At 68.0% G+C, this 12,856-nt stretch carries 11 protein-coding genes and 1 pseudogene; 7 read left to right on the top strand and 5 right to left on the bottom strand.

Annotated elements, in window-relative coordinates:
* The first annotated feature begins 191 nt into the window (after positions 1-191).
* The 4 genes from QUE79_RS14605 to QUE79_RS14590 all read left to right on the top strand — a co-directional run bounded on the left by QUE79_RS14605 (position 192) and on the right by QUE79_RS14590 (position 3,557).
* Entirely contained in the window at positions 192-1,493 is a 1,302-nt protein-coding gene (locus QUE79_RS14605; RefSeq protein ID WP_286343729.1) for an RNA polymerase sigma factor, read from the top strand.
* Between the two features lie 56 nt (positions 1,494-1,549).
* A complete protein-coding gene (locus QUE79_RS14600; RefSeq protein ID WP_286343728.1) occupies positions 1,550-2,809 on the top strand; it encodes a Mur ligase family protein in 1,260 nt (419 codons plus the stop codon).
* A complete protein-coding gene (locus QUE79_RS14595) occupies positions 2,806-3,240 on the top strand; it encodes a hypothetical protein (protein ID WP_286343727.1) in 435 nt (144 codons plus the stop codon). The genes QUE79_RS14600 and QUE79_RS14595 overlap by 4 nt, the downstream gene beginning before the upstream one ends.
* Positions 3,241-3,389: 149 nt before the next feature.
* A complete protein-coding gene (locus tag QUE79_RS14590; protein WP_286343726.1) occupies positions 3,390-3,557 on the top strand; it encodes a hypothetical protein in 168 nt (55 codons plus the stop codon).
* Positions 3,558-3,571: 14 nt separating this feature from the next.
* Here the strand turns inward: QUE79_RS14590 and QUE79_RS14585 are convergent, their stop codons facing one another.
* Together QUE79_RS14585 and QUE79_RS14580 are read right to left on the bottom strand one after the other, a co-directional pair.
* Positions 3,572-3,868 (bottom strand): DUF1905 domain-containing protein, encoded by a 297-nt coding sequence (locus QUE79_RS14585; protein WP_286343725.1) that lies wholly within the window; start codon positions 3,866-3,868, stop codon positions 3,572-3,574.
* Between the two features lie 80 nt (positions 3,869-3,948).
* The gene (locus QUE79_RS14580) at positions 3,949-4,176 is read right to left on the bottom strand and encodes a DUF7455 domain-containing protein (protein WP_286343724.1); all 228 of its coding nucleotides are present in this window, start codon (positions 4,174-4,176) and stop codon (positions 3,949-3,951) included.
* 243 nt (positions 4,177-4,419) lie between these two features.
* On the opposite strand from QUE79_RS14580, the gene QUE79_RS14575 reads away from it, so the two are divergent.
* Together QUE79_RS14575 and QUE79_RS14570 are read left to right on the top strand one after the other, a co-directional pair.
* Positions 4,420-6,561, top strand: a complete 2,142-nt coding sequence (locus QUE79_RS14575; protein WP_286343723.1) for a DNA gyrase/topoisomerase IV subunit B — start codon at positions 4,420-4,422, stop codon at positions 6,559-6,561.
* A gap of 100 nt (positions 6,562-6,661) precedes the next feature.
* Positions 6,662-7,717: pseudogene (locus QUE79_RS14570) on the top strand (acyl-CoA dehydrogenase family protein); the annotation flags it as partial.
* A 215-nt stretch (positions 7,718-7,932) separates the two neighbouring features.
* Here QUE79_RS14570 and QUE79_RS14565 read toward each other — a convergent pair.
* Complete coding sequence (locus tag QUE79_RS14565) at positions 7,933-10,389, bottom strand: DNA gyrase/topoisomerase IV subunit A (RefSeq protein ID WP_286343722.1); 2,457 nt, start codon at positions 10,387-10,389, stop codon at positions 7,933-7,935.
* 95 nt (positions 10,390-10,484) lie between these two features.
* Here QUE79_RS14565 and QUE79_RS14560 point away from each other — a divergent pair, with 95 nt between their 5' ends.
* On the top strand, positions 10,485-11,618 hold the full coding sequence (locus QUE79_RS14560; protein ID WP_286343721.1) for an alkaline phosphatase family protein: 1,134 nt from the start codon (positions 10,485-10,487) through the stop codon (positions 11,616-11,618).
* Here the strand turns inward: QUE79_RS14560 and QUE79_RS14555 are convergent.
* Positions 11,615-11,875, bottom strand: coding sequence for a hypothetical protein (locus QUE79_RS14555; RefSeq protein ID WP_286343720.1), 261 nt, complete (start codon positions 11,873-11,875; stop codon positions 11,615-11,617). The genes QUE79_RS14560 and QUE79_RS14555 overlap by 4 nt on opposite strands.
* Positions 11,872-12,792 carry a septation protein SepH gene (sepH, locus tag QUE79_RS14550; protein ID WP_286343719.1) on the bottom strand — a complete coding sequence of 307 codons (921 nt, stop codon included), beginning with the start codon at positions 12,790-12,792 and terminating at the stop codon, positions 11,872-11,874. The genes QUE79_RS14555 and sepH overlap by 4 nt, the downstream gene beginning before the upstream one ends.
* Positions 12,793-12,856: the final 64 nt, after the last annotated feature.

Here is a 12,856-nt window from a genome sequence, read left to right as displayed (position 1 = left end):
GGTGGCGTCCGGCCGTGCAATAATTACTTACGGACCCTTTCCTGTCCCCGGTGAAACGCTGGGGGCTTGACATGGGTCCTAGTGCTGCCCTGGCGGCGTCCCAGACGCTCACCAGAACACGGATCAGTTGGATCAGTGGCCGTGTACCAGCACACCGAATGGACTGATGAGCCCGAGTGAAAGGTGCACCAATGGCTACTCGCACCAAAGCGGCAGTGATCGACGAAACCGTCGACGAGACCGCGATCGACGAAACCAAGACGACGCCGGCCAAGAAGGCTCCGGCCAAGAAGGCCGCCGCCAAGGGAACGGCCGCCAAGACCGGCGCCAAAGCATCCACCGCCAAGGCGACGAAGAAGTCGGCCAAGGCGTCCGATGACGAAGACGACGAGGGCGAGGGCGAGGCAGTCGATCTCGAGGCCGTCGCCGTCGACGGCACCGACACCGACACCGCGGACGAGACCACCGACGGTGACGACTCCGACGCCGCCAAGGCGAAAGACGAGGTGCTGCCCACCGGCGCCCTCGTCATCTCACAGGACGACGAAGACGAGATCCCCGTCTACTCGACCACCATCACGGGTGCCACAGCGGACCCGGTGAAGGACTACCTCAAGCAGATCGGAAAGGTCGCGCTCCTCAACGCGGCCGAAGAGGTCGAGCTCGCCATGCGCATCGAAGCGGGCCTGTTCGCCGACGACAAGCTGGCCAACTCGACCGGTCTGTCGAAAGAGCTCGAGCGCGAACTGCGCTGGGTCTCCCGCGACGGCCAGCGTGCCAAGAGTCACCTGCTGGGCGCGAACCTCCGCCTCGTGGTCAGCCTCGCCAAGCGCTACACCGGCCGCGGCATGCAGTTCCTCGACCTCATCCAGGAGGGAAACCTGGGCCTGATCCGTGCGGTCGAGAAGTTCGACTACACCAAGGGCTTCAAGTTCTCCACGTACGCCACCTGGTGGATCCGCCAGGCGATCACCCGCGCCATGGCCGACCAGGCTCGCACCATCCGAATCCCGGTGCACATGGTCGAGGTCATCAACAAGCTCGCTCGCGTTCAGCGTCAGATGCTTCAAGACCTCGGTCGCGAGCCCACGCCGGAAGAGCTGTCGCGCGAGCTCGACATGACGCCCGAGAAGGTCGTCGAGGTCCAGAAGTACGGTCGCGAGCCGATCTCTCTGCACACCCCGCTGGGTGAAGACGGCGACAGTGAGTTCGGCGACCTGATCGAAGACACCGAGGCCGTGGTCCCGGCCGATGCGGTCGGCTTCACGATGCTGCAGAAGCAGCTCGAGTCGCTCCTCGACTCGCTCTCCGAGCGTGAGGCCGGCGTGATCCGGATGCGCTTCGGGCTCGGCGACGGCATGCCCAAGACACTCGACCAGATCGGCGACACGTTCGGCGTCACGCGCGAACGCATCCGTCAGATCGAGTCGAAGACGATGGCCAAGCTCCGCCACCCGTCGCGGTCGCAGTCGCTCCGCGACTACCTCGAGTAAGGAGACGAGCCAGAGGCTCTCCCTCCCGACCCCGTCTCGTCGTCGCTAAGGACTCCATGAAGTACGTTTTCCCGATCCTCCTCGGGCGCCTCGCACGTGTTCTTGCCAGGGCCCGAGGGGGCGGGTCGGCGTACCCGGGGTATCTCGTCCTCAAACTCGCACCCTCCTTCCTGACGGACGTCACGAAGCAGTTCGACCGCGGGGTCCTGTTCGTGCTCGGCTCCAACGGCAAATCGACGACGACGCACATGCTGTCGGAGGTCATGCGCGCCCACGGGCTCCGCGTCTTCACGAACCCGACGGGCGCAAATCTGCCGCAGGGCATCGCCTCGGCGCTGCTCTCAGAGGTGAGCGTCTTCGGCAAGCTGAAGGCCGACGTCGGCGTGATCGAGGTCGACGAGGCCTTCGCCGTCGAGCTCAGCGGCCTCCTCCACCCGTCGACGGTGCTGATGCTCAACGTCCAGGTCGACCAGCTCTACCGGTTCTACGAGACGTCGCGCGTCGCCGACATGATGACCGACACCGCCGAGACCTCCAGCGCCCACGTCGTCACGAATCGCGATGACGAGTACCTCGGTCCGTTCACGAACCCCGCACTCGACGTCACGCGCTTCGGCGCTTCCAGCGATCTCGTCGCCGCGGCCCCGCACGGGCTGCAGAACGCGAACGACTTCGCGTCCGCCGGTGAGCGGGCCGCTCTCGGCGCCGAGGCCGAGGTGACCGGTCTCACCGCCTCCGGCGCCACGATCCTGCTGGGCTCCGAGACGCTCGAGGTGCGTCTTCCCGCGCGCGGACTCCACTACGCCGTCGATGCGGCTGCCGCCATCCAGGCGGCGCGCGTCGCCCTCGGCGCCGAGTTCCGCTCCGATCGAGCAGTCGCCGCCTTCGCCGCGATGAAGCCCGCCTACGGCCGCGGTGAGCGTCTCAAGATCGGCTCCGACGAGGCCGAGTTCATCATGTTCAAGAACGCCGCGAGCTTGCAGCTCAACCTCGACGCGCTCGGCACCGCCCCGGAACAGGTGCTCCTCGCCATCGACGAGGGCACTCCCGACATCTCCTGGATCTACGACGTCGACTTCGCGTCGCTCGACCACGTCGACGTCGTCTCGGGCGCCAAGGCCTGGCAGATCGCCCTTCGGCTCGAGCACGCGGGCATCCCGATCGGCACGGTGGAGCCCGACATCGAGAAGGCCATCGACCTGATGAGGGCGCTGCCCGCTCCATCGACCAAGACGAAGAACTTCATCGTCAACTACGAGCAGATGATGATCGCCCGCAAGATGCTCGGCTACCCCGACCTGGAGAAGCGCGCGTGAGCACCAGCACTCTCACCATCGTCCAGCTCTACCCGGAGCAGCTCGGCGTCTCGGGTGACGGCGGCAACGTCGTCACGCTCGCCGAGCGCGCGCGTCGCGCCGACCTCGACGTGACGGTCGCCTCGCACCGCCCGGGCGATGCCCTGCCGGCCCGAGGGGATGTCGTCCTGATCGGCAGCGGCCCGCTCTCGACGCTCCGGGCCCTGCACGCCGACATCCTGCGCTTCGGCGATCTCCTGAGCGACTGGGCCGACCAGGGTGTGCCCGTCGTGGCCATCGGCGGCGGAATGGAGATCCTGTCGCACGGCATCATGGGAGGCGAAGGCGGCGATCTGGAGGGACTCGGATTCTTCGACGCGACCGCCCACCGCGGTGCCGGGCGTCGCGCGAACTACTTCCAGGTCGAGACCGAGTACGAGGGCCTGGGCTGACCGTCCTCGGATTCGAAGACCACGCCACCCGCATCGCGCTGGGCGCAGGATCGACGGCCTTCGGTCGCGTCACGCACGGTGGCGGTAATGGAGACGGCACCGAAGGAATCCTGCGCCAGGTCTCGTTCGGAACGCAGCTCAAGGGACCAGTGCTCCCGCTGAACCCCGAGCTGGCCGACCGCGTGCTGCGGGCCGCCGTTCGTCGAACCGGCTCGACCTATGCCACGAACGACGCGCACGCGAAGCTCGACGCGTTCGCCGCCAAGTCTCGAGAGGTCATCACGACCAACCTGGAGCGCGCCTTCAAGGCCATGTAGGCGCGGAAGCGCCGCTACGGCGCCTGCACCTCGATCACCAGCTCGACGTCGACGTCGTCCCCGACGTCGATCGACTGCGCGATCTGCACGGCCTTCTTGATCGGAACGATGTAGCCGCCGTCCTTCGGCCACAGCGACGTCGTGAACTCGGTCGACCCGATCCGCCCTGTCACCGGGATCATGCCCCAGCCGTAGGTCACGAGGGACGCGACATCGGCGATGGCGTCCGACGCGTCGTCCGGCACGGTCACGAAGTGGAAGGGTGACGGTCCGCGCCAATACCAGACCTCTCCGGTGAAATGCAGTTCCATTCCGAAAAGCTAGCCGCCTGACAAGCAGAAGGCCCGCTCCCTTGTGAGGGAGCGGGCCTTCTTGTGTGGTCTGTAGGCGCCTAGTGAGCGCTGAGCTTGGCCGTCTCGTCGAGCCATTCGATGGCGTTCGGCTGCAGCTTCTCTTTGAACTGCGCGCCGTGGTGGGCGCAGAAAAGGAGCTCGCCGCTGGCCATGGTGGCGCGAACGTAAGCCTGGGCTCCGCAGCTGTCGCAGCGGTCTGCTGCCGACAACTGGTAACGGGAGCCGAGCTCTTCGACTGCGGAGTGGTCGGTGGCCATCTGAGTCATGTGATGCTCCTCCAAGTGGTGGTGCGCGGGTTCGTGTCACTCATCAAAACACGGGAACGTTTCGATCGTGCGACATTTCGCTGGATTTCGCTGCTCGCGTACCTGTTTTCACGGCCCCAGTTCAGGGCGAACGCGTTCTGGGGTGTCGGGGGCGGATCGACGATCCGCCCCACGTATCCTGGAACGTACGCGTGCCCGGTCGCATTCCGTCCGACGGCCGCAGCAGCATCTCGAAGGAGTCCCTTGCCAGCGTCTTCCAAGACAGCGTCCGTCTCTTCCGCCGACACGTCGTCGTCGTACTCCGCGCGCCACCTGTCCGTCCTCGAGGGACTCGAGGCGGTCCGCAAGCGCCCGGGCATGTACATCGGCTCGACCGACTCCCGCGGGCTCATGCACTGCCTCTGGGAGATCATCGACAACGCCGTCGACGAGGCCCTCGGCGGATTCGGCACGTCGATCGACGTGGTCCTGCACGCCGACGACAGCGTCGAGGTCCGCGACACCGCGAGAGGCATCCCGGTCGACATCGAGCCGAAGACCGGGCTCTCCGGCGTCGAGGTCGTCTTCACGAAGCTGCACGCCGGGGGCAAGTTCGGCGGCGGCTCCTACGCGGCGTCCGGTGGTCTCCACGGGGTCGGCGCCTCCGTCGTGAACGCCCTGTCGGAGCGGCTCGACGTCGAGGTCGACCGCGGCGGCAAGGTCCACGCGATGTCGTTCCACCGGGGCGAGCCCGGCAACTTCGTCGACAAGGGCGAGAAGACGCCCGATGCCCCGTTCTCTCCCTTCGAGAAGGGAAGTCAGCTCGCCGTCATCGGGAAAGCGCCCAAGGGCGTCACGGGCACGCGGGTGCGCTACTGGGCCGATCGGCAGATCTTCACCAAGGGCGCAGCCTTCCAGACCGAAGAACTCCTGAGCCGCGCCCAGCAGACGGCTTTCCTGGTGCCCGGCCTCTCGATCCGGATCCGCGATGAGCGCCCGGCCACTCTGTCCGCCGCCGAAGACGGAAAGCCGGTCGAGCGCGTGTTCTCGTACGAGGGTGGCATCAGCGAATTCGTCGACTTCCTGGCGACCGACAAGGCGGTGACCGATACCTGGCGGCTCCAGGGCACCGGCAAGTACACCGAGACGGTTCCCGTCCTCAACGAGTCGGGCCACATGGTCTCCACGGACGTCGACCGCGAGTGCGAGGTCGACATCGCTCTGCGCTGGGGCGATGGCTACGAGACGGTCAGCCGGAGCTTCGTGAACATCATCGCGACCCCCAAGGGCGGATCGCACCAGGCGGGCTTCGACCAGGGGCTCCTCAAGTTCGTGAAGCAGCAGATCGACGCCAACGCTCGACGTCTGAAGGTCGGCAACGACAAGCTCGAGAAAGACGACGTCATGGCGGGGCTCACCCTCGTCCTCACCGTTCGGCTGCCCGAGCCGCAGTTCGAGGGTCAGACGAAGGAAGTGCTCGGCACTCCCGCCGTTCGCGGGATCGTCGCGAATGTCGTGGCCAAGACGCTCGCCGAGCGTTTCGGATCGAGCAAGCGCGACGACAAGGTCCAGGTCGAGGCGGTGCTGCAGAAGATCGTCTCCGAGATGAAGGCTCGGATCGCAGCTCGAGCCCACAAAGAGACCCAGCGTCGCAAGAACGCCCTCGAGAGCTCGTCCCTGCCGAACAAGCTCCTCGACTGCCGGTCGAACGACGTCGCTCAGACGGAGCTCTTCATCGTCGAGGGCGACTCGGCGCTCGGCACCGCGCGCGCGGCCCGGAGCAGCGAGTACCAGGCGCTGCTGCCGATCCGCGGCAAGATCCTCAACGTGCAGAAGGCCTCCGTGAGCGACATGCTGTCGAACCTCGAGTGCGCGTCGATCATCCAGGTGATCGGAGCAGGATCGGGTCGCTCGTTCGACATCGACTCGGCCCGCTACGGCAAGGTCATCATCATGAGCGACGCCGACGTCGACGGCGCACACATCCGTACGCTGCTGCTCACACTCTTCTTCCGGTACATGCGCCCGATGATCGAAGCGGGGCGCGTGTTCGCCGCCGTGCCGCCTCTTCACCGCGTCGTCGTGATCAACCCGGGGTCGAAGCCGAACGAGACGATCTACACCTACTCCGAACAGGAGCTCCAGGGGGTCATCGCGGGGCTCAAGCGCACCAACAAGCGCTACCAGGACCCCATCCAGCGCTACAAGGGCCTCGGCGAGATGGACGCCGACCAGCTGGCGACGACGACGATGGACCGCAAGGGCCGTCTGCTCCGCCGAGTCAAGCTGGAGGACGCCGAGAACGCCGGCCGCGTCTTCGAGCTCCTGATGGGCAACGACGTCGCCCCGCGCAAGGAGTTCATCATCGACGGTGCCGGTTTGGCTCGCGAGCGCATCGACACGTGACCTGGGGCGGCTCGGCGACCTAGCCTGGTCATGGCGTCTCTGCCCGTCCGCTAGCCGGTTGGGAGACGCTCTCCGCGCCGAGCGACCGGTGACGCGGTCAATGAACGGAACACTTTGGAGCGACGATGCGCCTGACCGACCACCAGTCCGACTATCTCGAGCGGGTGAGGTCGGCCTGCAGGAGCTCGTCCCCGATCACGCCGCCCGTCGAACCTTGAGCGCCGACGACACCGCCCTCAACGCTCCTGCCGCCTTCGACCTTCTGGCCGCCCGCGACCTGCTCGGGGTGTCGCTGCCGACGGCGGACGGTGGTCTCGGCCGCACCTTCGTCGAGGAGTGCCTGCTCCTGGAGGAGACTTCCCGGACGGGTGTGCCGATCATGGCCTACTCGACTGCTCTCACGGCCGCGCAGTCCTACTTGCGTTTCGGTGACGCGACCCAGCGGGCGACGATCGTGTCCTCCCTTCGCGCGGGGAAGGCCGAGTCGATCGCCTTCACCGAACCCGAGGCGGGATCCGACCTGGCGTCGGCGCAGACCCGCGCCGTGAGAACGTCGAGAGGCTGGAGCATCACCGGCCGCAAGACCTGGATCTCCTTCGCCCACGTGGCGTCCCACATCCTGGTGCTGGCCCGAACGGATGTCTCCGGGAGACGCCACGACGGCTTGACCCTGCTCATGGTGCCCGCCGACGCGCCCGGTCTCGACGTCCGTCCCATCGAGACCATGGGGGCCCACATCGCCAACGACGTCGTCCTCACCGACGTGCAGGTTCCGGCCGACGCGGTCGTCGGTCAAGTCGGCGAAGCGTGGCGGCACCTGGGGCGAGGCCTCGCCGTCGAGCGCGTGATCATCGGCGGCATGGCCGTCGGCGCCGCCCAGCGGGCGATCGACCAGCTGATCGCGCACGTGACGGGGCGGGTCCAGTTCGGACGTCCGATCAGCTCCAACCAGGCGGTGGCCCACCGGATCGCCGATCTGGCCGCCGACGTCGCGGTGTGCCGCTCGTTCGTCTACGACGTCGCCGACCGGATCGACCACGGGGAAGAGGACCACCTGAACGCCGAGGCGTCGATGGTGAAGCTCAAGGCGTCGGAGATGCTGAAGCACACGGCCCTGGAAGCCGTCCAGCTGATGGGCGGCTACGGGTACGGGTCGGAGTGGGGATGGAGCAGCAGCTCCGCATGGCCATCGCCCCGACGATCTACGGGGGCACGAACGAGATCCAGCGCGAGATCATCGCCCGGAGCCTCGGCCTCTGACACCGCCTCCTCTCGCCGTCTCCACCTTCGTCGGGCGCGACATGCCACTCACGTTCTCCGGAACCGGTTATGTGCGCACGACGAACGGGGAGGAGGAGAGGGCGGCGGCAGTCAGCTGACCGCCCCGCCGATCGACCCCACGACGGTGTCGAGAGGCATGCCCGACGCGTCTCGACGCGACAGCGTCTCGGGCAGCTTTCGGACGCCGCCGTCAGCCGCAACCGCCAACGCCGGCGCGACGCCGACCCAGGCGACCGACAGGGAGTCCTCTCCTTTCAGGAGAGCGTGAGCTCGAACACCGCCCGTGGCGCGACCCTTGGCGGGATAGTCGGCGAAGTCGCTGAGCTTGGCGCGACCGGGATCGGCGCCCGCGATCGTCGCCGTGGAGGTCGAGATCGTGGCGACCACCGCGTCGGATCCTGCCGGCACAGCTCCGAAGAAGAGCACGGTGGCTCCGCCCGAGAGCGAGATGCCCGCGACGCCGCCGCCTGCCGGCCCCTGCGGCCGCACCAGCGACGCCGAATAGCGCAGCAGCTGGGTGTTCGAGGTCACGAAGACGAGTTCGTCGTCGTCGCCGCCCTGGACGACGCCCACGACCGCGTCTCCCGGCTTCAGCGAGATCACCGGGAACTCGGGCTTCGACGGCCACGCGCCCGGCGTCACGCGCTTCACAATGCCCTGAGCCGTTCCGAGTGCGAGCGGCGCGTCGCTGGTCAGCGAGACGAGTGCCAGCACTTTCTCGCGTTTGTCGGTGAGCCCGAGATAGTCGGCGATCGGCACGCCGGCTCCGAGCTGCACCGACGACGGGGGAGCGGCGGGTACGTCGACCGGGCTGAAGCGGATCAGCCTCCCCGTCGTCGTCACGGCGCCGATCTCGGCGCGCGTCGTCGTCGTGAGGCTGGAGCGGATGGCGTCGTGCTTGGTGCGTCGAGACGGCGCCACCGGGCCGTCGGCGGCGCCCTCCTGCAGGTCGACGCGCAGGATCCGCCCGGTCGTCGACAGGTACACGCGGGTGGCGACGTCGGCCACCTCGAGCACCGGCGCGGCCCGGCGCGAGGTCGACGCCACGGACGGTGCCGCCTCGGTCAGCAGCGTGCGCCGCGGGGTCCCGAACGTGTCGGCGATCTCGGCCAGCTCGGTCGAGACCAGGGCACGAAGCAGAGCGGGATCCCCGAGCAGTTCGCGGAGTTCCGCGATCGCGGCGATCAACTCGTCGCGCTCGCTCTCGAGCTCGATCCGCGAGAACTTCGTCAGGCGGCGGAGTCGCAACTCGAGGATGTACTCGGCCTGCAACTCGGAGAGGTCGAAGACCTCGCGGAGTCGTGACTTGGCCGCGTCGGAGTCGTCGCTCGTGCGGATCACCTGGATGACCTCGTCGATGTCGAGGATCGCGATCAGGAGTCCCTCGACGAGATGCAGCCGGTCTTCCCGCTTCTGCAGGCGGTAGCGGCTGCGGCGCGTGACGACCTCCAGCCGGTGCCCGACGTAGACCTCGAGGAGTTCTTTCAACCCGAGGGTGCGCGGTTGGCCCTCGACGAGCGCGACGTTGTTGATGCTGAAGCTGTCTTCGAGGTTCGTGTAGCGATACAGCTGTTCGAGGACCGCCTCGGGGTCGAAGCCCGTCTTGATCTCGATGACGAGACGGAGGCCGTGATGGCGATCGCTGAAATCGTTGTAGTCGGAGATGCCCGTGAGCTTCTTCGACTGCACTCCCTCCTTGATCTTCTCCTTGATCTTCTCCGGGCCGACGAGATACGGCAGCTCGGTGACGACGAGGCCCTTCTTGCGCGGTGTGAGGCTCTCGATCGAGACCTTCGCCCGGGTCTTGAAGCTGCCGCGGCCGGTCGCGTAGGCGTCGCGCACCCCGGAGAGGCCTGCGATCGTTCCGCCGGTGGGAAGGTCGGGGCCGGGAACGAAGGCCATGAGGTCGTCGAGCGAGGCGTCGGGGTGATCGATGAGGTGGCGCGCGGCTCCGATCACCTCGATGAGGTTGTGCGGCGCCATGTTCGTGGCCATGCCGACGGCGATGCCGCTGCCGCCGTTCACGAGCAGGTTCGGGAACGCCGCCGGGAGCACCTCGGGCTGCATCAGCTGGTTGTCGTAGTTGGGAACGAAGTCGACGACGTCTTCGCCGAGCCCTTCGACCATCGCGAGTGCCGTCGCGTCGAGCCGGGCCTCCGTGTACCTGGCCGCCGCCGGGCCGTCGTCGAGCGAGCCGAAGTTGCCGTGCCCGTCGATGAGCGGCAGCCGCATCGTGAAGTCTTGCGCCAGCCGCACGAGGGCGTCGTAGATCGCCACGTCGCCGTGCGGGTGGAGCTTGCCCATGACCTCCCCGGTGACGCGAGCGCTCTTGACGTGGCCGCGGTCAGGACGGAGCCCCATCTCGGACATCTGGTACAGGATGCGACGCTGCACGGGTTTGAGACCGTCACGCGCGTCGGGCAGGGCACGCGAGTAGATGACCGAGTAGGCGTATTCGAGGAACGAGCCCTGCATCTCTGTCGAGACGTCGATCTCTTCGATGCGTTCGCCGTCGAAGGATCCGGAGGAGCTGTCGGTCGTAGTCATATCGGTAGGAGGCTCAGCTCTTCATGGTCGAGGGGCCGCCGGGAGCGGCGGTGGGAGCGGACGCGGCCCATCGGTGCTGTGCCAGACTGGGGCCGATGACGACCATGGTACCGGCGAGGGAGCCAGACACCCGGAGCCTGGCCGACGTGCTGCCGAGTTGCGTGGCCGCGCTCCGCGGCGAGGGCAACCCTCTCGCACTCCCGCCCGCGACAGCCGTCGTGGTGGTGGTCGTCGATGGGCTCGGAAGCGCCGCCCTCAAGCAGCGGGCGGCCTACGCCCGAACGCTGAACTCGGCCGGGGGCTCTCTCTGGTCGGGCTTTCCGACGACGACCGCGGCGGCACTGACCACGATCACCACGGGCACTCTCCCCGGCAGCCACGGCCTGGTCGGCTACAGCGTCCTCGATCCTGACAACGACCGCGTCGTCAAGCAGCTCTCGGGATGGGACGCCGGGCTCCTCGACCCGCTCACCTGGCAGCGCGAGCCCACGCTCTTCGAAGGCCTCGCCGGGAGCGGTATCGCGGCGTACTCGGTGGGCCCCGGGCGGTACGCCACTTCGGGCCTCACGAAGGCGATCCTCCGCGGGGCCACCTACCGCTCCGCCGAAAGCATCGAGGCGCGATTCGAGACTGCCACGAGCATCCTGCGTTCCTCCGAGCGCTCTCTGGTCTACGTCTACGTGCCCGAACTCGACATGGCCGGCCACAAGTACGGCTGGGAGTCCGACGCCTGGTCGAGGGCGCTCGAACAGGTCGACTCCGAAGTCGCGCGACTCGCCGGAGCCCTTCGCTCCGACCAGGCCATGCTCGTCACGGCCGATCACGGCGTCGTCGACGTCCAGCCCCAGAAGCACGTCCTGTTCGGAGGCAAGCCGGAGTTGCTCGCGGGGGTGCGCCACATCGGCGGAGAGCCGCGCTGCCTCCAGCTCTACTTCGAGCCCGACCTCGAGACGGATCCGCGGGAGCACCTCGTCGAGGCCTGGCGCGCCGCCGAGGGCCACCGCTCGTGGGTCGTCACCCGGGCGGAGGCCATCGAGGCCGGATGGTTCGGACCGGTCGCTCCCGAGGTCGAACCGCGAATAGGAGACCTGCTCGTGGCTGCGCGTAAGGGGATCGCCTACTACCGCGACGCCGACCAGCGCGGGCGCTCCATGGTCGGCCAGCACGGCTCGTGGTCTCCGGAAGAGACCCAGGTGCCCCTGGCGATGTTCGGAGCGTTCAGAGCCTAGGCAGGATCGTCGTCGCTGCGAGCCCCGAAGACGATCTCGTCCCAGCTCGGCATCGACGCACGCCCCTTCCGCCCTCGGCCCGACGCGGTCTTCTGCCGTTCGGGCTGGCGGGACTCGCTCTCGGGACGGCTCTCGATCGGTCGCCTGGAGGCCGTCGGGTGCGTGGCGAGCGGCTTCGTCGTGCGCGCGGGCTCGGCGGGGGTGTCGTCGGCGGGCTTCTCGGGCTCGTCGAAGTCGTCGAGCGGCACGTCGATCACCCGCAGTGAACCGGTCGAGGGGTGCGCGGCACGGGAGTCGGACTGCGACCCCTCGTCGTCGAAGCGAGCCGACTCGCGTTCGCCGCGACGTCGGCGCAGCGCCTCGAGGAGATCCGCCGTCTGGTTGTGCGAAGGCGCCGCCTCGGGTGCGCGGTTGATCGCGGCCACGGAGGCCGCCGAACGACCCTCGCGGGCGCGCGGCGACACGGCCGGCTGTTCGGGGAGTCGCTCACCGGCAGCGTGGTGTCGTCGAGGACCGGCGTCGGCTCGAAGGCGCCGCTGTCGAAGCGACCGGACTCGCTGGGCTGGCTGTCGCCGCCCACGGCACGCAGCCGAGGCACGAGCGACGTGTGGCTGCTGTCTTGCCGAGACAGGGTGTGGGCGTCGCCGCCCTGCGGGGCGAGGCCCTGCCGCTTCGGGTCGAATCGCCACATCGCCTCGCGCTCGACCTCCTGCGTCGTATAGGTGACGTGGACGATCCAGCCGCTCGCCGGGTCCTTGTAACTGGTCCAGTCGCGCTCGGTGGCCTCGGCGTCGTCGAGTCGCCCGTCGATCACCTCACCGAAGCGGGCCGTCTCGCCCGGAGCGTCGGACCCGCTGACGATGCTGACCGGGACCGCGCGCGCCGACTCGAGGACGAAGGCGCGCTCGTCGAGCACCGGCCCCTCGAAGCGGCGGACGTAGTCGAGGTCGGCCCCCGTCGACGAAGCGACCTGCTCGGCCGATCGTCCGGCGCGGATGCTCGCCTGGATCTCGCGTGGAGACACCTTCGGCGCCGTGATGACGGCGTGCTCGGGACCGGCGGCGCGCAGCTGCGACTGCAGCGAGAGCGTCACGGGCAGGCGGTATTCACTTCCGGCGTCGGTGGCGACGAGCAGCGCGCCGCTCTCGACTCCGATGACTTTGAGATCTTGCATGAGGTCACGCCTTTCGCCGTCGCGATTCGCAGTCAGGATGCCACGGAAGGCCCCGGAATCCGGG

It is taken from the genome of Frondihabitans sucicola, from assembly GCF_030296615.1.
In the GTDB taxonomy this organism is placed as follows: Bacteria; Actinomycetota; Actinomycetes; order Actinomycetales; family Microbacteriaceae; genus Frondihabitans; species Frondihabitans sucicola.
This window is presented reverse-complemented; position numbering and strand designations above follow the sequence as displayed.